This window comes from Variovorax sp. OAS795, from assembly GCF_040546685.1.
Lineage (GTDB): Bacteria > Pseudomonadota > Gammaproteobacteria > Burkholderiales > Burkholderiaceae_C > Variovorax.
The window spans coordinates 3,688,532-3,714,714 of sequence record NZ_JBEPOH010000001.1 but is presented as its reverse complement, the minus strand read 5'-3'; the positions used below and the strand labels follow the sequence as shown (position 1 = coordinate 3,714,714).

Below are 26,183 nucleotides of genomic sequence, written 5' to 3'. Positions count from 1 at the left end.
CTGCTACCGCTTGGGACGCAGCGAGACGATCAGCGACGGGAAGATGCGCCCGTCGGTGTCGCGCGGCAGCTTGTCGGTCTTGTGCAGGCCGCGCTCGGCGGCTTCGTCCCAGGCGGGCAGTCCGCTCGACTTGGTGAGCTTGACGCCGACGATGGTGCCGTCCGGTGCCAGGTTCACCTCGAACTCTGCCGCGGGATTGCCGTTCACCGTGTCGGCATCGGGGAAGGTGATGTTCGGCCGCACGGCCGCGGCGATGCGCCCGGCATAACCGCTCGACGGTCCCGACGAACGCAGGGCCGTGCCCTTCGAATCGTCGGCGCCGCTCGCACCGGCCATCCCCTGCATGCGCTTGAGCGTTGCGGCGCGGTCGGCCGCAGCCTGCTTGGCGGCAGCTTCGGCTTTCTTGGCCTCGGCCTGCTTGGCCTCGGCTTCCTGCTGCTTCTTCTGCTCGGCCAGCTTCTTCTGCTGCTCCTTCTTGCGCTCGGCCTCGTCTTCGGCACGCTGCCTGGCCTCGAGCTCCTTCTTGCGCTGCTGTTGCTGGCGCTCGAGCTCGCGCTCCTTCTGCACCTTTTCTTCCTTGAGCTTCTTCTCGCGCTCCAGGGCGATGTCGGGTGCGCGCGGCGGCGGCGCGGGTTCCGGTGCCTTCACTTGCGGAGGCGGCGGGGGTGGCGGCGGCGCGGGCGGCGGCGGTGCGGGAGTGGGCGTCGGGGCTGGCGGCGCGGACAGGCGCGGCGCGGCCTGCTGCACGGTGGAAGACCACAGCTCCGCATCGACCGCGCCTTCGTCGGCGTCGCTGCGCCAGCGCACACCCCATGTCAGTGCCGCGATCAGCAATGCATGCGCGACCAGCGCGAGCAGCACCGCGCGCGGCGTGCCGCGCTGCGGCGGTGGTGCGAACTCGGGGCGATCCAGGGCGAGCGACATGCCTTATTTGCCGCCCGTGGTGGTGACGGACAGGCCCACGCGCTCGATGCCGCTGCGCTTGAGCTGGTTCATCGCCTTCACGACGGTTTCGTACTTCACGGACTTGTCGGCGCTGATGACCACGGGGCGCTGGTCGTCGCCGCCCTGGGCGGTCTTGGCGGCGGAGCCGATCTGGGTCATGGGGATCGACGCGCCGCCGCTGCCGGTGGACGAGTCTTTCTTGATCTGCACTTCATCGTCGCTCTTGATGACGATCTCGATCGGCTTGTCGGGCTGCTTGTTGGCGCGGTCGACCGATGGCAGGTTGATCACGCTCGGCGTGATGAGCGGTGCCGTGACCATGAAGATGATCAACAGCACCAGCATCACGTCGATGAACGGGACCATGTTGATCTCGTTGATCGTGCGGCGGCCTCGGCCCCGGGATGAAACGGCGGGCATGCGCTGGACCTCCGTTCAGCGGTTGGCCGGAGCCGCCGAGGTTGCCGACGCCACCGCGGCCGGGTTGGCCGAGAGGTTGCGCTGCAGGATGTTGGAGAACTCCTCGATGTAGGTCTCCAGGGCAATCGCGATCTTGTCGATCTCGCGCGCGAAGCGGTTGTAGCCCACGACGGCCGGAATGGCGGCGAACAGGCCGATGGCGGTGGCCACCAGCGCTTCGGCAATGCCGGGCGCCACGGTGGCCAGCGTCACCTGCGCCAGCGCGGCCAGGCCGGTGAAGGCATGCATGATCCCCCAGACCGTGCCGAAGAGGCCGACGTAAGGCGAGACCGAACCCACGGTGGCGAGGAACGAGAGGTTCTGCTCGGCCGCGTCGAGCTCGCGCTGGAAGCTCGCGCGCATCGCGCGGCGGGCGCCGTCGAGCAGCGTAGGGGCGTCGCTCACGTGGCGCTCGCGCAGCTTCTGGTACTCGCGCATGCCAGAGGCGAAGATGCGCTCCATGGGCCCCGCGAACTTGGCATTCTGCGCGGCCGAGGCAAACAGCTCGTTCAGGCTGGTGCCCGACCAGAACTCGCGCTCGAAGTCGTCGTTGAGCGCGCGCATGCGGCGCAGCGCGAAGTATTTGCGGATGATCGCGGCCCAGCTGGCGATCGAGACGATCACGAGCAGCAGCACGACCAGTTGCACCACGAAGCTCGCGTGGAGCAGGAGATTGATGATGGAGAGGTCTTGGTTCATGGCTTGAAAGGTTGAGTCATGGAGCCGCCGCAGCGCTCGAGGGTTCCCGTAACTTGGGCCGGTATGCGCGCGGGGCGCAAGGTGGAGGCGTCCACCCAGCCGATGCGGATCGTGCCTTCGCACAGCAGCACAGGTGCGGCGGCACCGCTTCGCTCCTGCTCAGTTTTTGATAGCACGCGCTGACCGATTATCAACGACGCCGTGCCCAGTTGTCGGAGATCGGCTGTAACCAGCAGTTCGTCGTCGAGGCGGGAAGGGCGATGGTATTTGAGCTGCGTTTCGCTCACCACGAACTGGCCGCCGGTTTCCTCGCGCAGCTTTCGCTGCTCCACGCCCAGCGAGCGCAGCCATTCGGTGCGGCCGCGTTCCATGAACTTGAGGTAGTTGGCATAGAACACGATGCCGCCGGCGTCGGTGTCTTCCCAGTAGACGCGGATCGGAAACGCGTAGCTCATCGGGCCGGGTTCGCAATCATGGTGCGCAGGCGTTCGACGGATTCCTGCAGGTGCGCCATCGAGCTGGCGGTGGAAAACCGCACGAACTTGCCGGTCTCGGCGTTGCCGAAATCGCGGCCCGGCGTCACGGCGACATGGGCCCGCTTCATGGTTTCGAAGGCGAAGTCCCAACTGCCCGAGATGCCCAGCTTCTCGGCCACTCGGGTGCAGTCGGCCCAGGCATAGAAAGCCCCGTCGGGCACCACGGGCACATCGAGGCCCAATGCATCGAGCTGCGGAATGAACCAGTCGCGGCGCGCCTTGAATTCCGCGCGGCGGCGTTCGTATTCGGCAATGCTCGGCGCCTCGAAGCAGGCCAATGCTGCGTATTGCGACACGGTGCTGGGGCAGATGAAGAGGTTCTGCGCAAGCCGCTCGATCACGGGCACCAGCGCTTCGGGCACCACCAGCCAGCCGAGGCGCCAGCCGGTCATGTTGAAGTACTTGCTGAAGCTGTTGATGCTGATGACGTTGTCGTCGATGGCGAGCGCCGTCTGCCCGAAGGCCTCGTCGTGCGAGAGGCCCAGGTAGATCTCGTCGATCAGCGTGATGCCGCCGCGCTGCGACACCACCTCGTGGATGCGGCGCAGTTCGGCGGGCGCGATCGAGGTGCCGGTCGGGTTGGACGGCGAGGCGAGCAGCACGCCGCGGGTCTTCGGGGTCCACGCGGCCTCCACCTTGGCGGCGGTGAGCTGGAAGCGCTCTTCGGCCGTGGTGGGAATCAACACGGCGGTGCCGTCCGCGGCGCTCACGAAATGGCGGTTGCACGGGTAGCTCGGGTCGGGCAGCAGGATCTCGTCGCCGGATTCGATCAGTGCGAGGCAGGCCAGCTGCAGCGCGGCCGAAGCGCCCGCGGTCACCACGATGCGGCGCGCCGGCACATCGACGCCGAAGCGCTGCGCGTACCAGCCGCTGATGCGCTCGCGCAGCAGGTCGAGACCGGTGGCCTGGGTGTACTGCGTGGCGCCGGCGCGCACGGCGCGCGCGGCGGCTTCCTGCACCAGCGGCGGCGCGGTGAAGTCGGGCTCGCCGATGTTGAGGAAAATCATCGGCCGGTCCGTGTGGGCCACCTCGCGCGCGAGCACGCCGGCGGCCTTGGCGACCTCCATCACATAGAAGGGTTCGATGCGCTGTGCGCGCGCCGAAATCTTCACGTTCTCGCCTTGCCGGAGGCCCGGTCGGCCTCGACCTCGGCGGCACGCAGCTGCGGCGCCAGGCCGTTGAGCACGGCGTTCACGTACTTGTGGCCGTCGGTGCCGCCGAATTCCTTCGCAAGCTCGATGCATTCGTTCAGCACCACGCGCCATGGCACGTCCAGGCAGTGCTGGAACTCGTACACGCCGATCCACATCACGGCATGCTCGATGGGCGAAATTTCTTCGAACTTGCGGTCGAGCAGCGGGCGGATCAGCGCGTCGAGCTGCTCGGCGCCTTCGATGGAACCATGCAGCAGCGCGTCGTAGTGCGCGGCATCGGCCTTGTGAAAGCCCGCGAGATCGCGCGTGAAGTGATCGATCTCGGTCGGGTCGTTGCGGCCCACCAGGTGCTGGTAGAGCGCCTGCAGCGCGAACTCGCGCGCGCGGCTGCGGTTCGACTTGGCCGAGGCCTTGCGCGCGCCGGTGCTGGTGAGTCCGGTGCGCGCCTGGCGGGGCTTGGCGCCTGCTGTCTTGTTGTTGTCTTCGGTCATTTGAGGGAGGCCAGCAACTGCGCCATCTCGACAGCCACCTGGGCCGCATCGCGGCCCTTGTCGGTCTGCCGGGCAACGGCCTGCGCCATGTTTTCGGTCGTGAGGATCGCGTTGGCGATGGGAATGCGATGGTCGAGCGCGATGCGGCTCACGCTCGCGCCCGATTCATTGGCCACCAGTTCGAAGTGGTAGGTCTCGCCGCGGATGATGCAGCCCAGCGCCACCAGCGCGTGGTAGCCGCCGCGCGCCGCCATCGCCTGCAGCGCCACGGGCACTTCGAGCGCGCCGGGCACCTGCACATGATGGATGTCGGCCGCCGCCACGCCCAGCTTCTCGAGCTCGGCGAGGCAGGCCGTGGCCAGCGCATCGGTGATGTCGGCGTTGAAGCGCGCCTGCACGATGCCGATGCGCAGCCCTTTTCCGTCGAGCGGCTTTGCATCCGCACCCTTGTTTGCACCTTGCATGTGGAGTCAGTCTTTCGTGAGGTAGCCGGCAATCTCGAGGCCGTAGCCCGCGGCCATGCTCGGCATGCGGCGGGGCGTGCCGAGCAGGTTCATCTTGTGCACGCCGCATTCGCGCAGGATTTGCGCGCCGATGCCGTAGCTGCGCAGGTCCATGCGGCCGCGCTCGGGGGCTTGTGCGGGTCGCGCGGTGCCATCGAACTGCGCAAGAAGCTCGCCGGCGGTTTCGCCGCAGTTGAGCAGCACGGCCACGCCCTTGCCCTCGTTCGCGATGTGCGCGAGGCTGGCGTCGAGGCTCCACGAGTGCAGGGAGCGGTTGATCTCGAGCGCGTCGAGCACCGAGAGCGGCTCGTGCACGCGCACCGACACCGTGTCTTCGGGCGCCCACTTGCCGCGCACCAGTGCCAGGTGCACGCCGCGGCTGGGCTTGTCGGTGAAGGCATGGGCGGTGAAGCTGCCCCAGGCGGTCTGGATCTCGCGGCAGCCGACCTTCTCGACCAGCGATTCGGTGCGGCTGCGGTGCTCGATGAGCGCGGCAATGGTGCCGATCTTGAGCCCGTGATCGGCCGCAAAGACCTGCAGGTCGGGCAGGCGCGCCATGGTGCCGTCCTCGTTCATCACTTCGCAGATCACCGAGGCGGGCGAGCAGCCGGCCATGGCCGCGAGGTCGCAGCCGGCTTCGGTATGGCCGGCGCGCATCAGCACGCCGCCATCCACCGCCTGCAGCGGGAAGATGTGGCCAGGCTGCACCAGGTCGCTGGCCACGGCGTTGCGCGCCACCGCCGCCTGCACGGTGCGTGCGCGGTCGGCGGCCGAGATGCCGGTGGTCACGCCCTCGGCCGCTTCGATCGACACGGTGAAGGCGGTGGAGTGCTTGGCGCCGTTGCGGGACACCATGGGCGGCAGCTGCAGCCGCTCGCACATCTCGCGCGAAAGCGTGAGGCAGATCAGCCCGCGCGCATGCCGCGCCATGAAGTTGATGGACTCGGGCGTGATGTGGTCGGCCGCGATGACGATGTCGCCCTCGTTCTCGCGGTCTTCCTCGTCCACCAGGATCACCATGCGCCCGGCGGCGAGATCGGCCACGATCTCCTCGACGGAGGAGATCGGCGCGGGTGCCCGCGAAGTGCGGGGCGCGCCGATGGGCGTGACGGAAGCGTTCATTCGGCTGTGTCCTTGGAGTACGTGGATGGCATGGAGGCCATGGAAGCCATGGAAGCCATGGAAGTGGGCGCGAGAACGCCGGCCTGGAGCATGCGCTCCACGTAGCGCGCCACGGTATCGATTTCGAGGTTGACCCGGGAGCCTGCCTGGAGGCTGCCGAGCGAGGTGTTCTCGACGGTGTGCGGAATCAGGTTGATGCTGATCTCGCTGCCCTCGGCGCTGTCGGCCACGCTGTTGACTGTCAGGCTCACGCCGTTGATGGTGATGGACCCCTTGTAGGCGAGAAAGCGCGCCAGGGCGGGCGGCGCGACCACGCGCAGCTCCCAGCTTTCGCCGACTGGCGCAAAGTGGCTCACCGTGCCGATGCCGTCCACATGGCCCGAGACGATGTGGCCGCCCAGCCGGTCGCTGGCACGCAGCGCCTTCTCCAGGTTGATGCGGGCACCCGGTTCGGTGAGGCCCGCGGTCTTGTCGAGGGATTCGGCGGAGATGTCGATGGTGAACTGCTGCTGCGCCGGATCGAGGGTGGTGACGGTCATGCAGGCGCCGTTGAGCGCGATGCTGTCGCCGAGCCCGACGTCGTCGAGATAGCCGCCGGGCACCGAAATGCCGAGTCTTTTGCCGTAGGAGGAGGAGGGGCCGAGGTCGTGGATGGCGGCGATGCGCCCCACGCCGGTGATGATTCCGGTGAACATTCGCACATTTTCGCAGACTCGCCGGCCCTCCGGCTTTTCGTCTCGCCTAGAAGCTGTCGCGCCCTTTCACCCGCGACACGATCCGCAGATCCGGCCCGAGCATCTGCACCGACCTGAATTCGAGCGGCAGGGCGCCTGCCAGGGCGGTGAGCGGTCCTTCGGCATGCAGGCGGCTCGCCATGTCCAGGCCGCTGCCGATCAGCTTGGGCGCGAGATAGACCAGCAGCTCGTCGACGCAGCCTTCGCGGATCAGGGAGCCGTTGAGCTTGTGGCCGGCCTCCACGTGCAGCTCGTTCACGCCGCGCTGCGCGAGGTCCTGGAGCATCGCGGCCAGGTCGACTTTTCCGCCCGCGTCGGGCAGGCAGGTGACCGTGGCGCCGCGGGCCTCGAGGGCCTGTGCGCGGGTTTCGTCGCGCGCAGCGGCATAGATCCACACTGGCCGGCCTGCTATGAAAACATGAGCGTCGGGCGGCGTCTGGAGCTGGCTGTCGACCACCACCAGGTGAGGCTGGCGCGGCGTGTCGACCAGGCGCACGTCGAGACGCGGGTTGTCTTCGAGCACGGTGCCCACACCGGTCAACACCGCACTGGCGCGGGCGCGCCAGGCATGCCCGTCGGCGCGCGCGGCTTCGGCGGTGATCCACTGGCTCACGCCGTTGGCGAGGCCAGTCTTGCCGTCGAGCGAGGCCGCGACCTTGAGGCGCACCCACGGCAACTTGCGGACCATGCGGCTGAAGAAGCCGATGTTGAGTTCGCGCGACTCGGCGGCGCCGGGGCCGGTTTCGACCGCGACGCCGGCCGCGCGCAATCGCTCGAAGCCCTGGCCCGCCACCAGCGGGTTCGGATCGGCGAGCGAAGCCACCACCCGGCCGATGCCCGCCGCAATCAGGGCATCGCAGCAGGGCCCGGTGCGCCCGTGGTGCGCGCAGGGCTCGAGGGTCACGTATGCGGTTGCGCCCTCGACCGCATGGCCCCTGGCCGCCGCATCGCGCAGCGCCATCACTTCGGCATGCGGCCCGCCGGCCTGCTGGGTATGGCCCTGGCCCAGCACGGTTCCCTGTGCATCGCACAGCACGCAACCGACGCGGGGGTTGGGGTCGGTCAGCAACAGCGCTTCAGAAGCGAGCCGCAATGCGGTGGCCATGTGCTGTGCGTCTTGATCGGGAGAGGGCATGGGCTGCGTGAAGAATTAATTAACACCGGAGCCGCCGGATCATACGAGCGGCAGTCCAAGGCGGACGAACGGCAAATGCCCCGTGGAAGGCGGCGCCTACGCTCCGGAATCGATGGCGGAAATATATAGAAGCAACCCAAGTTGCAGGACGGGAGGACATCGACAAATGACGACCACCAGGCGCTCCAGCATGGGCTTTTCGCTCGTGGAAGTGCTCGTTTCCGTCGCGGTGCTGGGCATCGGACTGCTCGGCACGATCGGCATGCTGCTCGGCGCAGTGCGCGCGGGCAAGGAGGCCGCAACCTTCAACGCGGCGGTCGGGCTGGTCCGCGACCTGGGCGAGAAGGTTCGCATGAACCCGGGCGTTGCGGCGGGCAGCGGCGGTGCCAACACTTACCTGGTTGAGCGCTCGGCCATCGACGACGGCGCGAAGCCCGCAGCCGCGGGCTGCGCAGCGCCCGGTGCGTCCTGCGACGCGGCCGCAATCGCCGCATGGGACATCGACGAATGGACGCGCCGCGTGGGCAAGGCATTGCCCGGCGCCCGGGTGCGCGTGTGCTTCGACGAAAAGCCATGGAACGCCACGTCCGGCGAATACGCATGGGCCTGCAGCCAGACTGGCCGCAACCTCGTCGCGAAGCTCGGCTGGGTGCCGCACGCCGACGCGGCGCCCGTCGACAAGGGCGAACCGCAGCGCGAGCCGCCGCCCCGTCTGGTGATGCAGTTGGTCTCCGGCGGAGCGGCGAGCGGCCATGACGGTTCCTGATCGTGGGCGCCAGCGCGGCATGACGCTCGTCGAGCTGCTCGTCGCCATGGCCGTGGGACTCCTGGTGGTGCTTGCGGCAACGGCCACGTTCGTCGGCAGCAGGCAACTGTTCGCCGCCAACGCGGAAGCCCAGGGTGTGGAAGATTCACTGCGCTTTGCGGCCTTCGTCGTGCGCGGGGTCGTGCGGCAGGCCGGCTATTCCGACTACGCCCCCGACCATGCCGAGGCCGACGGCAGCGTGGTCATCGCCAGCAGCGCCAACCTGTCTGCTCCCGCAGACGATCCTTCCGGCCTCGACATCGTCGGCGCGAGCAACGCCCGGGTCGCCGCCACGGGCGAAAGCCACGGCACGCACAACAGCAAGGGCGTGAACGGAAGCGACTCCCTGCGCGTACGGTTCTTCGGCCGCAGCCGCGCGGGGGGCGACGGCACCGCGCCCGATGGCACGATGGTCGATTGCATGGGGATCGCGCAGCCCGGTCCGTCGGCCGCCAGGCCGGCGCTTGCCGACCGCGCCTGGAGCTTCTTCCATGTCGCCGAAGCAGCCGACAAGGAGCCGGAACTCTATTGCAAGTACCACAGCGAGACGCAGGACACGTTCAGGTCCGAGGCGCTCGCGCGCGGCATCGAGGTGTTCAAGGTCGTCTATGCCTACGACGGCAACGGCGATGGCGTGCCGGAACGCTGGCTCGATGCCGCGCAGCTCGAGGCGCAGGCGGGATCGGCCGCTGCCATCGGCAGCGAATGGCGCAAGGTGGTCGGCTTGCGCATCGGCATGGTCGCGCGCAGCGCCCGCAACAACAGCTGGCCCCGACTGCAGCGCGAGACGCTCTATCCCCTGGGAACGGATTTTTCAGGTGCGAGCTTCAAGCCGCCGGCCGACGGCCGGTTGCGGCGCACGTCGACATTCACCGTCATGCTGCGCAACGCCATGAAGGAGCCGGCGCGTTGAGTGCGGCCGGCCGCTCGCCGCAACGAGGCTTCTCCTTGATCGTGGTGCTGCTGATGCTGGTCATCGCGATGGTGCTGGGCATCGGTGCGGCACAGCTTTCGCTGGTAGGCGAGCGCAGTGCCCGCAACGACCGCGATGCCGAGGTTGCGTTCCAGGCCGCGGAAGCCGCGCTCGTCGATGCCGAACGCGACGTGCTCGGACCCAATCCCGCCAGCGCGCAGCGGCTGTGCCTTTTCAACGGCACCGATGTCTCGGCCTTCGTTCCCGGTTGCGGCGTCGCGGGCATGCAGCAGGGACTGTGCGCACCGGCCGAGGTCGGTGACAAGCCCCCATGGATGACCATCGACTTTGCCGCCGGCAATGCCCGGTCCGTGGCCTATGGCACCTTCACCGGACAAAGCTATGCCGCGGGCGACGATGCCGCGAAGGCGCGTGCCGGGACATTGCCCGCGCGCTCGCCGCGCTACATCGTGGAGGCGGTTCGCAACTTCGGCGGCTGGCAGTCGAACCAGCTGCAGAGCGCGAGCGCAGGCAAGGCTTCCTATCTCTTTCGTGTGACGGCCATCGGCTACGGCATGCAAGAGGACACGCAAGTGGTCCTGCAGACCAACCTGTACAAGCCGGGCGCGAGCCCCGGCTGCCCTTCGTGAGCTTTCTCACATCGAAACGGAAACCCCATGCGCTTTCTTGAAGGCCGCGGCCTTGCTGCTGCGGTTGTTGCCGCCTCGGTGCTGTGCACCGGCTCGCATGCGTGGGCGGCCGCGCCCGTCGAGCTTCCGAGCGAACCGTTGTCGTCGCTGGCAACGCGCGCCGATCCGAACCTGATGCTCGATCTCGCGCTGGAATTCTCGAACACTGGCGCCGCCTACCGCGACAGCTTCGACTGGAAGAAGGTCTACCGCGGCCATTGGGATCCGATGGCCTGCTACGGCTATGCGGCCGCCGATGGCTATTTCAGGCGCATCGCGCCCGCGGCAAAGCTCGCGGGCGGCGAGATCGCATGCACCAACCAATGGAGCGGCAACCTGTTGAACTGGGCCGCCACTTCCACCCTCGACGTGCTGCGCCTCGGACTGACGGGCGGAGACCGCGTGGTGGACGAAGCCGACCGCACCGTGCTTCAGCGCGCGGTGCTGCAAGAGGACTTCTATCGCAGCAGCCATTTCCCCGACAAGGCCGTGACGGGCAATCTCGACAGGCTCACGCCCCTCGTGGCCGACACCCCGCACCGGCGTTCGCGCCTCGGGCACGATCCACATCAACCACTGCCTGGACCGCATGTTCGTCGGGCCGAGCGCCAGCGGCAGTTGCGCGAGCCCGGGCACCGACCTGCAATACGGCCCGGGCGCGGTGGCCGCACCTTACTTCGCGCGTGCCGAGGTCTGCACCACGGCGGAGGCCGCGACGCGCGCCGATCTCTGCCTCCGATACCCCAGTGGCCAATTCAAGCCGGTGGGTGAAATCCAGCGCCATTCGCACCGCATGCGCTTCGCCGTCTTCGGCTACCTGCTCGACAATGACCTGGGGCGGCATGGCGGCGTCCTGCGCGCGCCGATGAAGTACACAGGGCCTCGCAAGCGCGACGCGAGCCTCGACAGCGTGGACAACCCCCAGGCCGAGTGGCATGCGACGACCGGCGTCTTCATCGACGATCCCGATGCGGCCTTCGCGCAGGGAAGCCGCTACAGCGGCGTCGTCAACTACCTGAACCGGTTCGGACGCGGCGGCGCTTACAAGCGATTCGACCCGGCGGGCGAGCTCTACTACGAGTCGCTGCGCTATCTGCAGGGCAAGGCCTCCACGCCCGAAGCCATGGCGGGTGTGGCCGCAACGGACGATCCGCGCAAGGACGGGCTGCCGGTCTCCAACGGCACCGCGTCTTGGCGCGACGAAAGCAGCAGGGGCAGCTGGGACCCGGTCGCAGCGAGCTGCCGCAGGAACCACATCCTGGCCATCGGCGATCTCGAAACCCATGACGACCGATCGCTGCCCGGATTGCCCGGCCGCAGCTTCAGCGCCGCGTCGTTCGAGCCCGATACCGCCTACTGGACAAGCCTCGTCGGTGCGTTCGAGAACCGCGAATCGCTTCTCTACACGCATCCTTCGGGCAAGGCCGGGCTGGCCACCACGGGCAACCGTGGCCTTCCCGCCTTCAACTACAAGGGCGGCGCGCAGCTGGCATCGAGCACCATCGCGGGGGCTGAAACGGGCGCGGAGAGGGGCTCGTTCGGCATGGCGGGGCTGGCCTACTGGGCCAACACGCAGAAGATACGGACCGATCTTGCGGGCGTGCGGGTCCAGACCTTCGGCATCGACCTGGACGCCGCAGGGCAGGGCACCATCCGGCAGGCCCAGCGCGGCAGCGCGCTGTATCTCGCATCGAAATACGGCGGCTTCGCGGACAGCAACGACGACGGCAATCCGTTCCGTTCGTCGGGCGGGATCGGTGCCGCGGACCTGGCCAGCAATGCCGAATGGGCCGAAGGCCTCGACGATGACGGACAGCCGAAGCCGTCCAACTACTTCCTCGCCGGTGAGCCGCAGCAACTGCTTGCCGCGATCCGCAAGGTGTTCCAGGCCGCAGCCGCGCCATCGGGCGGGAGCACGGCGGACCCGGCCCTGTCGTCGAGCCGCATCGGCGCGGCAGGGAGCAATCTTTATGTGGCCCGCTTCAGCGGGCGCAGGTGGTCGGGGACGCTGCTGGCCTATCCGCTCGCCTACGACGCAGGCGCGGGAACCGTCCGTCAAGCCGATGCGCCGGCCTGGGACGCGGGGGCTTTGCTGACCGGCAATGCATCGGCCCTGCCTGCGGTGCCCGCGCGGGATCCGGCGGAGAGGAACATCCATACGCTCTCCGCAGACGGCTTCGGCATTCCTTTCAAATGGGACGCGCTGGACAAGGCCATGCAAAGCCAATTGCACGCACTGCCCTACGCAATGCCTCCGGTGTCCGATGGCCTGGGCGCCGAACGCCTGGCCTATCTGCGCGGCGACCGGCGCAAGGAGTCGTCCGTGGCCGGCGGCATGTTCCGCGTGCGCGACTCGGTGATGGGCGACGTTGCAAATTCCAACCCGCTCTTCGTCGGCGCGCCGAACCCGAACCTGCGGGGCATCGGGTACGACCAGTTTCTCAACGTGCACCGGGGAAGGACGCCGGCCGTGTACGTCGGTGCGAACGACGGCATGCTGCATGGGTTTTCGGCGGCCACGGGGAAAGAGCTTTTCGCCTATGTTCCCCGCTCGGTGTCCTGGAAGCTGCCTGGCTACACCTCACCCTCTTATTCGCACCAGGCCTACGTCGATGGCTCGCCTGTGGCGGCGGAGGCCCGGATGGCCAACGGCGACTGGAAGACGGTGCTGGTTTCCGGGACGGGGGCAGGGGCGACCGGCGTTCTTGCACTCGATGTTTCCGAACCCGCGGCCTTTGCGGCGGACAAGGTGCTGTGGGAGTTCACCGGCGCGGACGATGGCGACATGGGCCACGTGCTCCAAGCGCCGCGCATCATGAAGTTCCGCCTCTCGGCAGCGACGCGCACCCAGCCTGCGGCGCATGGCTGGTTCGCGGTGGTGCCGTCGGGGTTCAACAGTGCCAACCCGGAGCAGCGCGCGGCGCTTTTCCTGCTGTCGCTCGACAAGCCGCCCGGGGCCGCATGGAAGCGCGGCCTCAACTATCACAAGGTCGTGCTGCCCGCGCCCGTGGACCGCACGCTCGTGAATGCGCTGGGCGCCCCCGGCGACTTTGCAGCGGCGGACGGCTGGGCGCGCTGGCTGTATGCGGGCGACACGCAGGGAAACCTGTGGAAGTTCGACTTCACCGGCAATGCGCCGTGGAGCGAAACCAATGCACTCGCCCTGGCCGGCCTTCCGTTGATGATCGCGACAACGGGCGGGGCCGATGCGAAGCGGCAGCCCATCACCGTGGCGCCTGAAGTCGGGGCCGGGCCGAACGGGGGCGCCATCGTGCTGTTCGGTACCGGCAAGTTCGTGAGCGCGGAGGACACGGGCCGTGCCAGCCACGGCGTGCAGACCCTGTATGGCGTGTTCGACAACGGCACCGCGATTCCGGGCAGCGAATCGCGCACGCGGCTCCAGCCGCGCCGGTCCGTCGCGACGCCAGGCCAGCCGTTGCCGGCGATCGTGGGCGATCCGTTCGTCTATGGCGACGCAACCAGCGGCGCTGCGAGCCGCCGCGGCTGGTATTTCGACTTTCCGGGTGGGCCCGACTCGGGCGAGCGGCAGGTCTCGCGATTGGTGCTGAGCGACGGGTACCTGTTCTTCAACACGCTGATCCCTGGTGCCGAGGCATGCGGCGCCGCCAGCGGGGGCCGCAGCTGCGCGGTCAATGCCATGACCGGACTCTCGCAGGGCGGCACCTGCGTGCCTTCGAGCGTCGGGCTGCTGTCGTCGCCTTTGCTGGTGGAATTGGGAGAGGGCGCCTACACGGCCACGGATTCGTTCGGCCGCCGGACGGGGACGAAGAAGCTCTCGGTCATCAACGCCAGTGTCCCGGGCGGTTCGGGCGGGCTGCGAATGTCCGTTGCCCAACCCGTGGAAGGCGGCCGGGCCTCGCAGGTGGCCGGGCGCCTGAACTGGCGGCAGATCGCCGACTTCCGGAGCGTGAAGCCATGAAGACCCACAACAGCCATGCTGCGTGCACCCGCGGCTTCACCCTGATCGAGGCGATGATCGTGGTGGCCATCGTCGCCGTCCTGGCCGCGGTTTCCTATCCGTCCTACCTGGACTTCATGCGCAAGGGCTGGCGCGCCGAAGCGCGGTCGGCGCTGGTGCAGCAGATGCAGCAGCAGGAGCGCGGCTATACCTCGAGCGGGCAGTACAAGCGCTACGAAGGCGGGTCCGGCGACGGCGGCGCAGCCGGCAGGTATCGGGTCGAGAGCGGCAACTGCGAAGGGCAGGGCAGCATCGATCGCTGCATACGGCTGACCGCAACCCCGAGGGCGGGCCTGTCCGATCCCGAGGTCGGGGCGATCTGGATCGACAGCATGGGCGGCAAGGGTTGCGACGGCACCTCGGCCAGCAGATGCTGGCAATGAGGCGCGGGGGGTTCACGCTGGTGGAGTTGCTGGCGGTCATCGCCATCGTGGCGATCCTGGGCTCGCTCGGCGTTCCGACGTTTCGCGATCTGCTGCTCAACCAGCGGCTTGCGGCTGCTGCCAACGGCTTCGTCGCCGCGCTGAACCTTGCCCGCACGGAGGCCATCCAACGTTCGCAAAGGGTCCACGTCGCGGCGCTGAACGGCAACGACTGGTCCACCGGCTGGGCCGTACGGGCGGGGCCCGACACCGCATTGCAAACCGTGCGCGAGTTCGAGAAGCTTCCGAACGGCGTCGGCATCGATGCGGGGCTCGGCGATGGATTCGTGCAGGGGCTGGACTACGACAGCAACGGCTTCTCGCGCCGGGCGGGCAGCTCGGGCTTCGGCGCCGGCTGCCTGACCCTGAAGGCCGAGACCGGCCGCAGGGCGTCGATCGTCGTGTCGGCGTCAGGACGCGCGAGGGTCTGCAATCCCGACCTCAAGGGAGACTGCGGAAGCGGCGCCTGCGGCAAGGAAGGCCAGTGACGCCGCCGACCGGATGGCGGCGGAACGTCGCGCTCAGATGTCCCGCAGCAGCTGCCTGAACTCGTCCACGTCCTCGAAGCTCCGGTACACCGAGGCAAAGCGCACATAGGCCACCTTGTCGAGCTTCTTGAGCTCGCGCATCACGAGTTCGCCGACTTTGGTCGAATCGATTTCGCGCAGGCCGCTGGCGAGCAGCTTCTGCTCGATGCGCAGCAGCGCGTTGTCGATCTGCTCGATGCTCACCGGCCGCTTGCGCAGCGCCAGCATCATCGAGGCGCGCACCTTGGATGAATCGAAGTCGGCACGGCTGCCGTCCTTCTTGACCACCACCGGAAAGTTGACGTCCGGGCGCTCATAGGTGGTGAAGCGCTTGTCGCAGGCGCTGCACTGGCGGCGCCTGCGCACGAAGTCGGCGTCTTCGGACACGCGGGTCTCGACGACCTGCGTTTCGAGATGACCGCAAAAAGGACATTTCATGCGGCCACGTCTTCCGGGATCAGCGGTAGACCGGGAACCGGCTTGTCAGCGCGTGGACCTTGGCGCGGACCGCATCGATGTTGGCGGCGTCGCGCGGGTTCTCCAGCACGTCCGCAATGAGGTTCGCGGTGATGCGCGCCTCTTCGTCCTTGAAGCCGCGCGTGGTCATGGCGGGGGTGCCGATGCGCACGCCGCTCGTCACCATCGGCTTTTCGGGGTCGTTGGGAATCGCGTTCTTGTTGATCGTCATGTGGGCGCTGCCCAGCACGGCTTCGGCTTCCTTGCCGGTGATGCCCTTGGAACGCAGGTCGACCAGCATGACGTGGCTTTCGGTGCGCCCGCTCACGATGCGCAAGCCGCGCTCGGTCAGCGTGTCGGCCACGATCTGGGCGTTCTTCACCACCTGTTGCTGGTAGGCCTTGAACTCGGGCGCCATGGCTTCCTTGAACGCCACCGCCTTGGCCGCGATCACATGCATCAGCGGACCGCCTTGCAGGCCCGGGAAGATGGCGCTGTTGATGGCCTTCTCGTGCTGCGACTTCATCAGGATGATGCCGCCGCGCGGACCGCGCAGGCTCTTGTGGGTGGTGGAGGTCACCACGTCGGCATGGGGCACCGGATTGGGATACACGCCCGCGGCCACCAGGCCGGCGTAGTGGGCGATGTCGACCATGAAGATCGCGCCCACGTCCTTCGCCACCTTGGCAAAGCGCTCGAAATCGATGCGCAGCGAGTAGGCCGAAGCCCCCGCGATGATGAGCTTGGGCATGTGCTCATGCGCCTTGCGCTCCATCGCGTCGTAGTCGATGGCCTCGTTGGCGTCCAGGCCGTAGCTCACCACGTTGAACCACTTGCCGCTCATGTTGAGCGGCATGCCGTGGGTCAGGTGGCCGCCTTCGGCCAGGCTCATGCCCATGATGGTGTCGCCGGGCTTCAGGAAGGCCAGCATCACGGCTTCGTTGGCCGAGGCGCCGCAATGCGGCTGCACGTTGGCGGCGTCGGCGCCGAAGATCTGCTTGATGCGGTCGATGGCCAGCTGCTCGGCCACGTCGACGTGCTCGCAGCCGCCGTAGTAGCGCTTGCCGGGGTAGCCCTCGGCGTACTTGTTGGTGAGTTGCGAGCCCTGTGCCTGCATCACGGCCGGCGAGGCGTAGTTTTCGCTCGCGATCAGCTCGATGTGGTGTTCCTGGCGCGCGTTTTCGGCCTGGATGGCAGCCCAGATTTCGGGGTCGGTCTGTTCGACCAGGATATTGCGGTGGTACATGGCAGTCCTTTGAAGACGAGGTCCTTGTTCTTCAACCAAACAAGGGCTGCCCAGGCGAACGGCTGAACGCCTGTATGGATGCCAGGCGGCACGCTTCCCAGTGGTATTCCACGTCAGCGCGTGGCACCGCGGGGGTGCTGCGCCTATCGCCAGTCGCGTACGGGGTGGAGTGTAGCGCAGGCCTTCAGGAAACGTCCGAAAGCAGGGCCAGTTTCTGTGGGTCGGCGGCAGGCTCGGAGGCCTGCTGCGGCTTGGAGGGCGTCGTGATGGGGATCGGCTGCGCACGCGGCACCGGCGTCGCAGTGGTGGGTGGGTTGCGGCCGTTGGCCACCTGCACCAGCCGTTCGTGCTCGGCGAGCACCTTGGCTGCATAGCCGCCGTCGTCTTCCAGGTTGGCGGCGCCCACGTAGTAGCGCAGGCCGCCCTGGAGCGATCCGGCGCGGGCGATGCATTCCTGCAGCACCTTCACGCCCACGCGCATGTTGGTCACCGGGTCGAAGGCGGTGAGCGTGCCGCCCGCGCTTTCGTACTTGTCGCCATGCACGCGCGTCATGACCTGCATCAGCCCCTGCGCGCCCACCTGGCTCTGGGCGAACGGGTTGAAGCTCGATTCGACCGCCATGATCGCGAGGATCAGCGTCGGGTCGAGCTTGGTGCGGCTGCCGAGCTGGTAGGCCTCCGCAACCAGCACGCTCAGGGGTTCGGCCGCCACGCGGTATTTCTTGCTCAGCCAATAGGCCACGGCGGCCTGCTGCTTGGGCAGGTCGGCCGGACTGGCGGCCGTGGTACGCACGATGGCGGTCGGTTCGAGGTCGGTGGCTTCGGGTGCGGGCTTGCGCGATTGCAGCCAGCCCATCAGCTGTTCTTCACCCGTCTGGCGCAGGTCGGGGCGGGCCACGAGGGCGAGGACCGCGAACACCATGGCAAGGCCGACCAGTGCAAACCCGTTGTGGGTGATTTCAAAAAAGCCGTCTGCCACATCGGACGCAAAGGTCCGGAGCCCGCGGGCCGTGGCATCAAACGCCTTGCTCATCGCTCTTCCTTTCTGTGCGGCACCTGTTCGCAACGCCGGAAGGCGGTGGATGAAGGCTGCGGCGCTTGGATTGGTACGAATCAGGCTCCGCGCGTGGAGATGGAGGGGTAGGAGCGCGGCGGCCTGATCAAGCCGGTTGGGATTCGGCGGCGGATTCAGGTGGTCCCTGCTGGGTCTGGGGCAGCCAGGGGCAGGCGGATTCTAGCGTGGCTAAATACCCGGTCAAGCATATAGAACCTTCGCTTTATGCTATTACATATTTAAACAGGCAAATTGCGGCCTCCGCTCCCCCGTAGGGGTAATCCCTTGAGGATTGGCATTGCAAAGCTGGGGAGGGAGGCCTAATCTGGACACGCCTGAGTGATTCAGGCGTTTTCCGAAGCCAGAGAGTCCGAGGTGCAAGTTGAGGGCTCGAACGGCAGAGGATCCACGGCGGCAATCTCTTGCTGCCAGCACGGCAGGAACCATTGACTTCCGGTCGCGCGAATCGATGGCATGGGTCTCAGGCCCGCCATCAAGCCCGGTAATGAGACATTCGTCGAGTTGCCGGGCTTTCTTGTTTCTGCCCAGTGCTTCGTTTGCGGCACACTGCCGCGATGGACGCAGCTTCGCTTAGACAAAACAAATGGGTGCGACGCGGGGTCGTCGCGGTACTCGCTCTGCTGGCACTCTGGATCGTGGCTTGGCTCGCGGTGCCGCCCATCGCGAAGAGCCAGTTGCAGAAGATCGCGAGCGACAAGCTCGGTCGCCAGGTCACGGTCGGCAAGATCGACTTCAAGCCCTGGACCCTCGAGCTCGCGCTGCACGACCTGCGCATCGCCACGGCCGACGGCAGCCGGCCCCAGGTGGCGATCAAGCGCATCTACGCCGACGCCGAGCTGCAATCGCTCGTGCGGCTGGCGCCGGTGATCGACGCGGTGACCATCGACTCGCCGGCCATCCTGCTCACGCACCTGGCCGACGGCAAGTACGATATCGACGACATCCTGGCCAGGCTGGCGGCCGCGCCGCCGTCCGACCCGAACGCCGAGCCCGCGCGCTTTGCGATCTACAACATCTCGATCAAGAACGGCGCGGTCGACTTCGACGACCAGACGGTCAAGCGCAAGCATGAGCTGCGCGACTTCGCGCTCGACGTGCCGTTCCTGAGCAATCTCGCCTCCAAGCGAGACATCAACACCGAGCCCAAGCTCGCGTTCGCGCTCAACGGCAGCAAGTTCGATTCGGCGGCCCTCACCACCCCGTTCGCAAAGAGCCGCAAGACCGATGCCCATGTGCAGTTCAAGGGACTCGACCTCGCGCCCTACCTGGGCTACATGCCCGGCGGCCTGCCCGCGAAGCTGCAGGCGGGCAGCCTCGACGCCGACCTGAAGATCGATTTCGAGCAGGCCGCGACCGCGGGCCTCAGGATCACCGGCACGGTCGAGGCGCACGGCGCCAAGCTGGTCGACCCACGGGGCCGCGACCTGCTGGCCTTCGAGTCCCTCAAGCTCGCGCTGGCCGACGTTCGCCCGCTGGAGTCGGTGTTTCGCCTGAGCGAAGTTGCGCTCGCCAATCCGCAGCTCGCAGTCGCGCGCGACGCCCAGGGCCGGCTCAACCTTCTGGCCACCGATCCGGCCACGGGCACCGCGGAAAAGGTGGCACCGCCCGCGCCTGCGGCCAGCGCCCCGGACGGAAAGCCGCCCGAGAAGCCGAAGCTGCGGGTCCAGGTCGACAAGATCGCCCTCAGCGGCGGGCGCATCGGATGGCGCGATGAAACGGTCCAGCCTGCGGCGGCCCTGGAGGCGAGCGCGCTCGGCCTCGACCTGACCGGCGTCACCTGGCCCATGGAGAAGCCTGCCCAGTTCAGCGGCAGCACCGCAATCGGCGGCGCAAGCCTCAAGTTCCAGGGCAGCGCCACCGACAAGAAGGCCGACGTGCAGACCGAGGTCGATGCGCTGCCGCTGTCGCTCGCGGCGCCCTACCTGGCGCACAGCCTGGAGCCCACGCTCGACGGCAAGCTCAGCGGGCAGATCGACATCGCCTGGAACCAGCCCGATCTCCGGTTCAAGGCGCGCCGCCTGGCCGCCGACGGCCTGGCACTGACGCAAGCCAAGACGGCGCTGGCGAGCGTCGGCCGCTTCGAGCTGGTCGATGCCGAGGTCGACATGACGAAGCACACGCTGGACGTCGCCTCGTTCACCGCCACCAACCCGAAGGTCAACATCGAGCGCGACAGCGAAAAGCGCTGGATGTTCGAGCGCTGGCTCAAGGCGCCGGCCGCCGGCAACGGGGCCGCCGCGCAGGCCAAGGTGGCTGCGCCCAAGCCTGCCGGCACCGGTCCCGAAGCCGCGCCGCCGGGCGCCAACACCAAGCCCTGGGCCTTGACCATCGGCACGCTGGCGGTCAAGGACGGCACGCTGTCGTATGCCGACAAGGCCAGCGCCGCGCCCGTGGCCGTCGAGATCACGGCGCTCAATGTCGAGGCGAAAAAGGTCGCTCCCGGTACCACCACGGCGTCGCCGCTGCAGGTTTCGGGGCGCATCGGCTCGCGGAGGTCGGAGCCGGGACACTTCGAATACAAGGGCAACCTGGTGCTCAAGCCGCTCGCGGCCGAAGGCCGGCTCGAGGTCGCGTCGTTTCCGGCGCATGCGTTCAAGGCCTACTACGGCGACGCGCTCAACGTGGACATCCGCCGCGCCTTCGCGAGTTACCGGGGCACCGTGCGCTATGCAAGCGCGCCGGCCGGCATGACCCTCAAGCTGGCCGGGGACACGGCGGTCGACGATTTTCGCGCCAACAGCATCTCGCTCACCCAATCGCCCGGCTTTGACCGCAATACCAACCAGTTGCTGAGCTGGAAGACGCTGAGCCTGCGCGGACTGCAGGTGAGCCTGGCCCCCAACGCGGCGCCGGCGGTCGATGTGCGGGAAACCACGCTGACCGACTTCTTCGCCCGCGTGATCGTGGACCCGACGGGGCGCCTGAACCTGCTCAACCTCACCAAGAAGGGCGAGGCGGAGGCCAATGCGGCCGCCGCGGCGAGTACCGAGGCAAAGACGAAAAGAAGTCTCGGCGGAACGAACACGACCACCCGGGCCCCCGCTGCGCGGTCAGGTGGCGCGCCGGTGTCCGCCGAGTCCATGGTCGGAGGCGGTGCGGAGCCGGCCCCGCCAGCGCCGGCGCCCGTGGCCACAGCCCAGGCCGACGCCGATACCGGACCGAAGCCGGTCATCAACTTCGGCCCCATGAGCCTGGTCAATGGCCGCATCGACTTCACCGACCTGTTCGTCAAACCCAACTACTCGGCCGACCTGAGCGCACTGACCGGCAAGCTCAGTTCGTTTTCGTCGAATCCGCCCAAGGGCGAAAGCGGCCGCCCCGCCATGGCCGACCTGGAACTGCGCGGCAAGGCGCAGCAGACTGCCGCGCTGGAAATCACCGGCAAGCTCAATCCGCTGGTCAAGCCGATCGAACTCGACATCACGGCCAAGATGCGCGACCTGGACCTGGCGCCGCTCTCGCCCTACTCGGTGCGCTACGCGGGCCACGGCATCGAGCGCGGCAAGATGAGCATGGACGTCAACTACAAGGTTGCGCCCGATGGCCAGCTGACGGCCACCAACAAGCTGGTGCTCAACCAGCTGCAGTTCGGCGAAGAAGTGCAGGGCGCGCCCAACAGCCTACCGGTGCGGCTCGCCGTGGCGCTCTTGGCCGATCGCAACGGCGTGATCGACGTCGACCTGCCGCTCAGCGGTTCGCTCAACGACCCGCAATTCAGCATCGGGCCGCTGATCTTCAAGGCGGTGATCAATCTCATCGCCAAGGCGGCGACGGCACCGTTCAATCTCCTGACGGGCGGCCTCGGGGGTGGCAGCAGCGAATCCAGCACCATCACCTTCGATGCCGGCAGTTCGGTGCTAGGCGCCAGCGCGAAGGAAAGCCTGGACAAGGTCGTCAAGGCATTGACCGACCGCCCCGCGCTGCAGATGACGGTGGTCGGCACGGCCAGCCTCGAGCGGGAGCGCGACGCCTACCAGCGCCAGCGCCTGCGCCAGCTCGCGCAGGCCGAGAAGCGGCGCATGGCCGTGCGCGGCGGCCAGGCGGGCACCGACGTGCCGCCCGTCACCGATGCCGAATACCCCGAGCTGCTGACCGCCGTGTACAAGCGCGCCGACGTGGCCAAGCCGCGCAACATGGTCGGACTCGCCAAGGACCTGCCGGTGAACGAGATGGAAAACCTGCTGCTCGCGGGCATTCCCGTCGACGAGGAGTCGATCCGGCAACTGGCCGTCGAGCGCGGGGCCGTGGTGCGCGACTACCTGCTCGCGCAGAAGCTGCCGAGCGAGCGGCTGTTCCTGGGCGCCGTGAAAACCACCGCCAGCGGGGCCGACTGGAAACCCGGTGCCGAACTCAAGCTGGCGACCAAGTAACCGCGCGGGCTTGGTTTTTCCTCCGGCCGCGCCTATATAAACAGGCTGGCGCCGCAGCCATTCCAGAGGCCAACTGGCGGCTGTTGCGGCATGTAATTCAACCGCCCGCCACAACTGGGTGAAAATGTCGCTGTGCGCCGGCCTTTGCCGGCGCCTTCGCTTTCTCTCTTCAGACAACGATTTCGCGCAAGTGACCTCTACTTCTTCCAAGCCCCACGACCTCCAGGCCCTCGACACGCTCACCGGCGGCGCCTTCACCGCGCCAACTTCGGGCGAGCGCGCCGCGCGCATCCGCGACTGGCTCGCCGGCAACCCCGCGCCCGAGCAGATGCAGGAAGTCTTCAAGGAGCTGAGCGGCCGCGACAAGGGCGCGGCACGCCTCCTGCGCGAAAAGCTCGACGAACTCAAGCGTGCCAAGGGCCAGGAGGCCATTGCGGCCGAGTGGGCGCAAAAGGCCGAGGGGCTGCTTGCCCAGTCCAAGCTCAACATCGCCGATGCGCTCGCCTGGCAGCGCGACGCCGCCAAGGCGGGTGCGCCGCTGTCGCGCGAGCCGCTGGCCGGCTTCAAGGTGCAATTGGCCGAGCGCGTCAAAGGCATCGAAGACCTGCAGCACCGCGCGCAGGTGCACCGCGAAGCCGCCGTGCTGCTCGCCCAGCGCTTCGAAGTGCTGTCGACCAAGAGCTGGCAGGACGCCCAGGCTGCCGAGGAATCGCTGCGCGCCGACGTAACCCACTGGCAGCAGCAGGCCGATGAAATCACGGGCGATGCCAACTGGAACAGCCTGGACGCCAGGTTTGCACCGCAGCTCGAATCGTCGAAGGCGCAGCTGCTGGTCGTGTCCGATGCATTCCACGGTGCGCTGGCCCAGGCGCAAGCCGCCGCGGCCGATCCCGCGGCCCCTCTGCCGCCGGTGCCCGTCTGGTCCGATGAACTGCGCGCCGCGCGTGGCGAAGTCGTGGCGCCCAAGGCCGCGCCGGCCAAGTCCGCCGCACCCAAGGTCGATCCGTCCGTGCGCGCCGCCGCGCAGGACGCCGTCCAGGCCGCACTCGCCAAGCTCGAGCAGGAAACCGCCGAAGGCCATGGCAAGGCCAGCGCCGGTGCGGCCGCAGCGCTGCGCGCGGTGCTGAAGGAGCACGGCAAGCTGGTCGATGCCCCGCTGGAGGCCCGCGTGCACGCAGCGCTGGTTGCCGCCGGCGAACTCGAAGGCTGGCAGCGCTGGAGCGCCGACAAGGTGCGCGAAGACCTCGTCGCCAAGGCCGAAGGCCTGCTCAAGCGCCCCGAAGGGCAGGCACTGGGCGGCCGCAAGATGCAGGAGACGCTGCGTTCGCTGCGCGACCAGTGGAAGCAGGCCGACCAGGGCGGCGTGCCGAACCACGCCCTCTGGAAGCGTTTCGACGAAGCCTGCAACGAAGCCCACAAGGTGGTGGAGGCCTGGCTTGAAAAGGTTCGCGCCGATGCCGCGGAGCACCGTGCGCACCGTGTCGCGCTCATCGAAGAAGTCAAGGCCTGGGCGGCCGAGCACGCCGAGCCTTCCGACCTGAAGGCGCACAACCGCGCGCTGCACCAGTTCGCCGACCGGTGGCGCGATGCGGGCCACGTGGGCGAGAAGGTCTTCGCCGAGCTGCAGCCGCAGTGGAACGAAGCTTTCGGTGCCGCACGCGCTCCCTTCGAAGCGGCGCAGAAGGCCAGCATCGAACGGCGCCACGCCATGATCGCCGAGGCTGCCGAGCTCGGCGCCCAGCCCATGCTGCGCATCGATGCGGTCAAGGCCCTGCAGCAGCGCTGGCAGGCCGAAGCCCAGGGCGTGCCACTCGACCGCCGCCATGAACAGAAACTGTGGGACGCGTTCCGCGCGCCCATCGATGAAGCCTTCAATCGCAAGACGGCGGAGCGCGAGAAGTCCGCAACCGCGATGAGCGAACACGATCGCCATGTGCTGGAGGCGTCCAAGGCGCTCGACGCAGCCAACGCCGGCGGCGACGTGCAAAAGATCCGTGCCGCCATCGCGCGCCTGGAAGCCGCGCTGCGCGGCGAAGCGCCCCCGCCGGCACCCGCCGCCAAGCCCGGCCAGGCGCCGGCCGCTTCGAGCGACGGCCCCGGGGTCGGTGCCACCGAAATCGTTGCACCGGGCCAGGCGGCGGCCGAATTCGGCGAAAGCGCCGAGCAGGCGCCGGGATCGAGCGATGCCGAAGCGCTGCCGGGCACGCACACCGCGCCGCCGCCGGCAGCCGCACCCGATCTCGTGGCACCGGCAGACGGTGCCGATGCGTCGGCGCGCGCCGATGGCGCCGCCCATGCAGACAGCGAACCTGCCGCGGCCGAGGAGGCCAAGGCGCCGCCCGCAGCGCCGAAGCCGGCGCCCAAGCCGGTGGTCGCCGTGCGTGGCGATGACCGTCCTGGCAACAAGAAGGCCGAAGCCGTGCCCGCGGGCCGTGCCGGCGGCCGGTTCGGCGACCGGCGCGATGGCGCTCGCCCGGGCCCCGGCGGTCCGGGCCGTCCCGGCGACCGCGGCGCTCCTCGTTCCGATGCCCGCGGTGACCGCGGTGCACCGGCCGGCCGCTTCGGCGACCGTCCACCCCGCTTCGAGGACCGCGGCCCGCGGCTCGGCGATGCCGCCTTCCGCGCCCAGCGCGAAGCACTCGAACGCGCCGACATGGCGCTGCGCAAGCTCGCGGCACAGGCGCACGGCGAGGCGCTCACGCAAGTGCTCGGTGCATGGGAGCAGCGCGATGCATCGAAGCTCCCCAGCGTCCAGGAACTGGGACGCGCGGTAACGCCCGCGGTGCGCAGCGGCTGGTCCCAGGCCGTCGGTTCGGCGCCCAAGGCCGCGCCCGACGAGGCCGCCGAAGCACTGCTGCGCCTCGAAATGGCCGCCGAGGTGCCCACGCCCGCCGAGCAGCTCGATGCACGCCGCGCGCTGCAGCTCAAGCTGCTGACCAAGCGCGGCGATCCGCCGCCGGCCCAGACCTGGGGCCAGGACGCCGGCAAGGTGCTGGCCGCGGCGCACGATGCCGCGAGCGCACGCCGCCTGCAGAACGCCCTGAAGGCGCTGCTGCGCAAGTAAGCGGGTTGCGCCGGCCGGTAAAAAGCGCCCCTGAGGGGCGCTTTTTTTATTGCCGGAAACGGTCAGGCCAGGTTGCGTCCGAAGAATTCGTCGAACAGCGCCAGCACCGAGGGGAAGTCCCGCGCAAAGGCCTCGCGATTCACGAAGTAGGCCTCGCACGCCACGGCAAAAAATTCACTGATCGACACCGCGCCGTAGTCGTCGAGCCAGGGACGCTCGGTGCCGAAGCGGTCGGCAAGAATCGTCTTCTCGCGAAAGTCCTCGTACGCCGGCTGCAGCACGGCGAGCCACGCGGCGCGCGATTCGCGCGCAGTGCGCTTGCCCGCGAAGCCGGGCGGCAGCGGCGGACAGCCGTCGGCATCGCCGCCGCGCATGTCGATCTTGTGGGCGAACTCATGGATCACGACGTTGTAGCCGCCATCGGCCGTGACGCTGCTCGCGAGCACGTCCTGCCAGCTCAGCATCACCGGGCCGCGGTCCATGGCCTCGCCGGCCACAACCTCGTCGTATTCATGAACTACCTGCGCATCGTCGACGATCTTGCGGCGCGCGACCACCTCGGAAGGATGCACCACGATGCCGACGAAATCGTCGTACCAGTCCAGCCCTCCCTTCAGGTTCAGGACCGGCAGCACCGCCTGTGCGGCAATCGCCAGCGCCACCTCGTCGGTGATGACGAAACCCTGCGTGCCATGGAATTCCTTGTCGCGCAGGAATTCGGCCGCCAGCGTGCGCAGGCGCTGCTGCGCGTCCTCGGGCAACGCGCTGAGAAAAGCGTAGCGCGCGAGCGTGGCGTGCCAGGCGTTCTCCGGAATCGGGGGCAGGGCGCGCAGCCGGCGCAGCCACTTGAACATGGGCC

23 protein-coding genes and 1 riboswitch are annotated in these 26,183 nt (G+C 68.2%); of the genes, 9 read left to right on the top strand and 14 right to left on the bottom strand.

Annotated elements, in window-relative coordinates:
• Window positions 1–3: 3 nt before the first annotated feature.
• From tolA to ribD, 10 genes are read right to left on the bottom strand one after another with little or no spacing between them, the layout of a single operon-like run.
• Entirely contained in the window at window positions 4–924 is a 921-nt protein-coding gene (tolA, locus tag ABID97_RS17980) for a cell envelope integrity protein TolA (protein WP_354399772.1), read from the bottom strand.
• Between the two features lie 3 nt (window positions 925–927).
• A complete protein-coding gene (locus ABID97_RS17975; RefSeq protein ID WP_354399771.1) occupies window positions 928–1,365 on the bottom strand; it encodes an ExbD/TolR family protein in 438 nt (145 codons plus the stop codon).
• 15 nt (window positions 1,366–1,380) lie between these two features.
• Window positions 1,381–2,103: a protein TolQ gene (gene tolQ / locus ABID97_RS17970; protein ID WP_012748214.1), complete on the bottom strand. Its 723-nt coding sequence runs from the start codon at window positions 2,101–2,103 to the stop codon at window positions 1,381–1,383.
• Window positions 2,100–2,558: a YbgC/FadM family acyl-CoA thioesterase gene (locus tag ABID97_RS17965; protein WP_354399770.1), complete on the bottom strand. Its 459-nt coding sequence runs from the start codon at window positions 2,556–2,558 to the stop codon at window positions 2,100–2,102. The genes tolQ and ABID97_RS17965 overlap by 4 nt, the downstream gene beginning before the upstream one ends.
• A complete protein-coding gene (locus ABID97_RS17960) occupies window positions 2,555–3,751 on the bottom strand; it encodes a pyridoxal phosphate-dependent aminotransferase (protein ID WP_354399769.1) in 1,197 nt (398 codons plus the stop codon). The genes ABID97_RS17965 and ABID97_RS17960 overlap by 4 nt, the downstream gene beginning before the upstream one ends.
• Complete coding sequence (nusB, locus tag ABID97_RS17955) at window positions 3,748–4,284, bottom strand: transcription antitermination factor NusB (RefSeq protein ID WP_055806086.1); 537 nt, start codon at window positions 4,282–4,284, stop codon at window positions 3,748–3,750. The genes ABID97_RS17960 and nusB overlap by 4 nt, the downstream gene beginning before the upstream one ends.
• Entirely contained in the window at window positions 4,281–4,748 is a 468-nt protein-coding gene (gene ribH, locus ABID97_RS17950; protein ID WP_354399768.1) for a 6,7-dimethyl-8-ribityllumazine synthase, read from the bottom strand. The genes nusB and ribH overlap by 4 nt, the downstream gene beginning before the upstream one ends.
• A gap of 6 nt (window positions 4,749–4,754) precedes the next feature.
• Window positions 4,755–5,909, bottom strand: coding sequence for a bifunctional 3,4-dihydroxy-2-butanone-4-phosphate synthase/GTP cyclohydrolase II (gene ribBA, locus ABID97_RS17945; protein ID WP_354399767.1), 1,155 nt, complete (start codon window positions 5,907–5,909; stop codon window positions 4,755–4,757).
• A complete protein-coding gene (locus tag ABID97_RS17940) occupies window positions 5,906–6,604 on the bottom strand; it encodes a riboflavin synthase (protein ID WP_354399766.1) in 699 nt (232 codons plus the stop codon). The genes ribBA and ABID97_RS17940 overlap by 4 nt, the downstream gene beginning before the upstream one ends.
• A 46-nt stretch (window positions 6,605–6,650) precedes the next feature.
• Complete coding sequence (gene ribD / locus ABID97_RS17935; RefSeq protein WP_354399765.1) at window positions 6,651–7,778, bottom strand: bifunctional diaminohydroxyphosphoribosylaminopyrimidine deaminase/5-amino-6-(5-phosphoribosylamino)uracil reductase RibD; 1,128 nt, start codon at window positions 7,776–7,778, stop codon at window positions 6,651–6,653.
• A 166-nt stretch (window positions 7,779–7,944) separates the two neighbouring features.
• On the opposite strand from ribD, the gene pilV reads away from it, so the two are divergent.
• Genes pilV through ABID97_RS17900 form a run of 7 tightly spaced genes read left to right on the top strand, consistent with a single transcriptional unit; the run spans window position 7,945 to window position 15,074 of the window.
• A complete protein-coding gene (pilV, locus tag ABID97_RS17930; protein ID WP_354399764.1) occupies window positions 7,945–8,544 on the top strand; it encodes a type IV pilus modification protein PilV in 600 nt (199 codons plus the stop codon).
• On the top strand, window positions 8,531–9,496 hold the full coding sequence (locus ABID97_RS17925; protein ID WP_354399763.1) for a PilW family protein: 966 nt from the start codon (window positions 8,531–8,533) through the stop codon (window positions 9,494–9,496). The genes pilV and ABID97_RS17925 overlap by 14 nt, the downstream gene beginning before the upstream one ends.
• Window positions 9,493–10,146 carry a pilus assembly PilX family protein gene (locus ABID97_RS17920; protein WP_354399762.1) on the top strand — a complete coding sequence of 218 codons (654 nt, stop codon included), beginning with the start codon at window positions 9,493–9,495 and terminating at the stop codon, window positions 10,144–10,146. The genes ABID97_RS17925 and ABID97_RS17920 overlap by 4 nt, the downstream gene beginning before the upstream one ends.
• Window positions 10,147–10,173: 27 nt before the next feature.
• Window positions 10,174–10,956, top strand: coding sequence for a hypothetical protein (locus ABID97_RS17915; protein ID WP_354399761.1), 783 nt, complete (start codon window positions 10,174–10,176; stop codon window positions 10,954–10,956).
• A 22-nt stretch (window positions 10,957–10,978) separates the two neighbouring features.
• Complete coding sequence (locus ABID97_RS17910; RefSeq protein WP_354401802.1) at window positions 10,979–14,125, top strand: pilus assembly protein; 3,147 nt, start codon at window positions 10,979–10,981, stop codon at window positions 14,123–14,125.
• A complete protein-coding gene (locus ABID97_RS17905; protein WP_354399760.1) occupies window positions 14,122–14,547 on the top strand; it encodes a type IV pilin protein in 426 nt (141 codons plus the stop codon). Before ABID97_RS17910 ends, ABID97_RS17905 begins: the two co-directional genes overlap by 4 nt.
• On the top strand, window positions 14,544–15,074 hold the full coding sequence (locus ABID97_RS17900; protein ID WP_354399759.1) for a GspH/FimT family pseudopilin: 531 nt from the start codon (window positions 14,544–14,546) through the stop codon (window positions 15,072–15,074). Before ABID97_RS17905 ends, ABID97_RS17900 begins: the two co-directional genes overlap by 4 nt.
• Before the next feature lie 33 nt (window positions 15,075–15,107).
• Here ABID97_RS17900 and nrdR read toward each other — a convergent pair whose 3' ends face one another.
• The 3 genes from nrdR to ABID97_RS17885 all read right to left on the bottom strand — a co-directional run bounded on the left by nrdR (window position 15,108) and on the right by ABID97_RS17885 (window position 17,848).
• Window positions 15,108–15,551, bottom strand: a complete 444-nt coding sequence (gene nrdR / locus ABID97_RS17895; protein WP_106934830.1) for a transcriptional regulator NrdR — start codon at window positions 15,549–15,551, stop codon at window positions 15,108–15,110.
• 19 nt (window positions 15,552–15,570) lie between these two features.
• The gene (glyA, locus tag ABID97_RS17890; RefSeq protein WP_354399758.1) at window positions 15,571–16,815 is read right to left on the bottom strand and encodes a serine hydroxymethyltransferase; all 1,245 of its coding nucleotides are present in this window, start codon (window positions 16,813–16,815) and stop codon (window positions 15,571–15,573) included.
• A 41-nt stretch (window positions 16,816–16,856) separates the two neighbouring features.
• Window positions 16,857–16,982: riboswitch (ZMP/ZTP riboswitch) on the bottom strand.
• A gap of 17 nt (window positions 16,983–16,999) precedes the next feature.
• Window positions 17,000–17,848, bottom strand: a complete 849-nt coding sequence (locus ABID97_RS17885) for a lytic transglycosylase domain-containing protein (protein WP_354399757.1) — start codon at window positions 17,846–17,848, stop codon at window positions 17,000–17,002.
• 596 nt (window positions 17,849–18,444) lie between these two features.
• On the opposite strand from ABID97_RS17885, the gene ABID97_RS17880 reads away from it, so the two are divergent.
• Window positions 18,445–22,260: a DUF748 domain-containing protein gene (locus ABID97_RS17880; protein ID WP_354399756.1), complete on the top strand. Its 3,816-nt coding sequence runs from the start codon at window positions 18,445–18,447 to the stop codon at window positions 22,258–22,260.
• Between the two features lie 190 nt (window positions 22,261–22,450).
• Window positions 22,451–25,324, top strand: a complete 2,874-nt coding sequence (locus ABID97_RS17875) for a DUF349 domain-containing protein (RefSeq protein WP_354399755.1) — start codon at window positions 22,451–22,453, stop codon at window positions 25,322–25,324.
• A 62-nt stretch (window positions 25,325–25,386) separates the two neighbouring features.
• Here ABID97_RS17875 and ABID97_RS17870 read toward each other — a convergent pair whose 3' ends face one another.
• Window positions 25,387–26,178 carry a M90 family metallopeptidase gene (locus tag ABID97_RS17870; protein WP_354399754.1) on the bottom strand — a complete coding sequence of 264 codons (792 nt, stop codon included), beginning with the start codon at window positions 26,176–26,178 and terminating at the stop codon, window positions 25,387–25,389.
• Between the last annotated feature and the right edge of the window lie 5 nt (window positions 26,179–26,183).

Excerpts from the sequence above, each read along its gene's own strand:
- ABID97_RS17915 (WP_354399761.1), top strand. The coding sequence starts at position 10,174 with ATGCGCTTTCTTGAAGGCCGCGGCCTTGCTGCTGCGGTTGTTGCCGCC.
- ABID97_RS17885 (WP_354399757.1), bottom strand. The coding sequence starts at position 17,848 with ATGAGCAAGGCGTTTGATGCCACGGCCCGCGGGCTCCGGACCTTTGCG.
- ribBA (WP_354399767.1), bottom strand. The coding sequence starts at position 5,909 with ATGAACGCTTCCGTCACGCCCATCGGCGCGCCCCGCACTTCGCGGGCA.
- ABID97_RS17905 (WP_354399760.1), top strand. The coding sequence starts at position 14,122 with ATGAAGACCCACAACAGCCATGCTGCGTGCACCCGCGGCTTCACCCTG.
- ABID97_RS17900 (WP_354399759.1), top strand. The coding sequence starts at position 14,544 with ATGAGGCGCGGGGGGTTCACGCTGGTGGAGTTGCTGGCGGTCATCGCC.
- ribD (WP_354399765.1), bottom strand. The coding sequence starts at position 7,778 with ATGCCCTCTCCCGATCAAGACGCACAGCACATGGCCACCGCATTGCGG.
- ABID97_RS17925 (WP_354399763.1), top strand. The coding sequence starts at position 8,531 with ATGACGGTTCCTGATCGTGGGCGCCAGCGCGGCATGACGCTCGTCGAG.
- tolA (WP_354399772.1), bottom strand. The coding sequence starts at position 924 with ATGTCGCTCGCCCTGGATCGCCCCGAGTTCGCACCACCGCCGCAGCGC.
- ABID97_RS17965 (WP_354399770.1), bottom strand. The coding sequence starts at position 2,558 with ATGAGCTACGCGTTTCCGATCCGCGTCTACTGGGAAGACACCGACGCC.
- pilV (WP_354399764.1), top strand. The coding sequence starts at position 7,945 with ATGACGACCACCAGGCGCTCCAGCATGGGCTTTTCGCTCGTGGAAGTG.
- ABID97_RS17880 (WP_354399756.1), top strand. The coding sequence starts at position 18,445 with ATGGACGCAGCTTCGCTTAGACAAAACAAATGGGTGCGACGCGGGGTC.
- nusB (WP_055806086.1), bottom strand. The coding sequence starts at position 4,284 with ATGACCGAAGACAACAACAAGACAGCAGGCGCCAAGCCCCGCCAGGCG.
- ABID97_RS17910 (WP_354401802.1), top strand. The coding sequence starts at position 10,979 with ATGCGCTTCGCCGTCTTCGGCTACCTGCTCGACAATGACCTGGGGCGG.
- glyA (WP_354399758.1), bottom strand. The coding sequence starts at position 16,815 with ATGTACCACCGCAATATCCTGGTCGAACAGACCGACCCCGAAATCTGG.
- ABID97_RS17870 (WP_354399754.1), bottom strand. The coding sequence starts at position 26,178 with ATGTTCAAGTGGCTGCGCCGGCTGCGCGCCCTGCCCCCGATTCCGGAG.
- ribH (WP_354399768.1), bottom strand. The coding sequence starts at position 4,748 with ATGCAAGGTGCAAACAAGGGTGCGGATGCAAAGCCGCTCGACGGAAAA.
- ABID97_RS17975 (WP_354399771.1), bottom strand. The coding sequence starts at position 1,365 with ATGCCCGCCGTTTCATCCCGGGGCCGAGGCCGCCGCACGATCAACGAG.
- ABID97_RS17940 (WP_354399766.1), bottom strand. The coding sequence starts at position 6,604 with ATGTTCACCGGAATCATCACCGGCGTGGGGCGCATCGCCGCCATCCAC.
- tolQ (WP_012748214.1), bottom strand. The coding sequence starts at position 2,103 with ATGAACCAAGACCTCTCCATCATCAATCTCCTGCTCCACGCGAGCTTC.
- nrdR (WP_106934830.1), bottom strand. The coding sequence starts at position 15,551 with ATGAAATGTCCTTTTTGCGGTCATCTCGAAACGCAGGTCGTCGAGACC.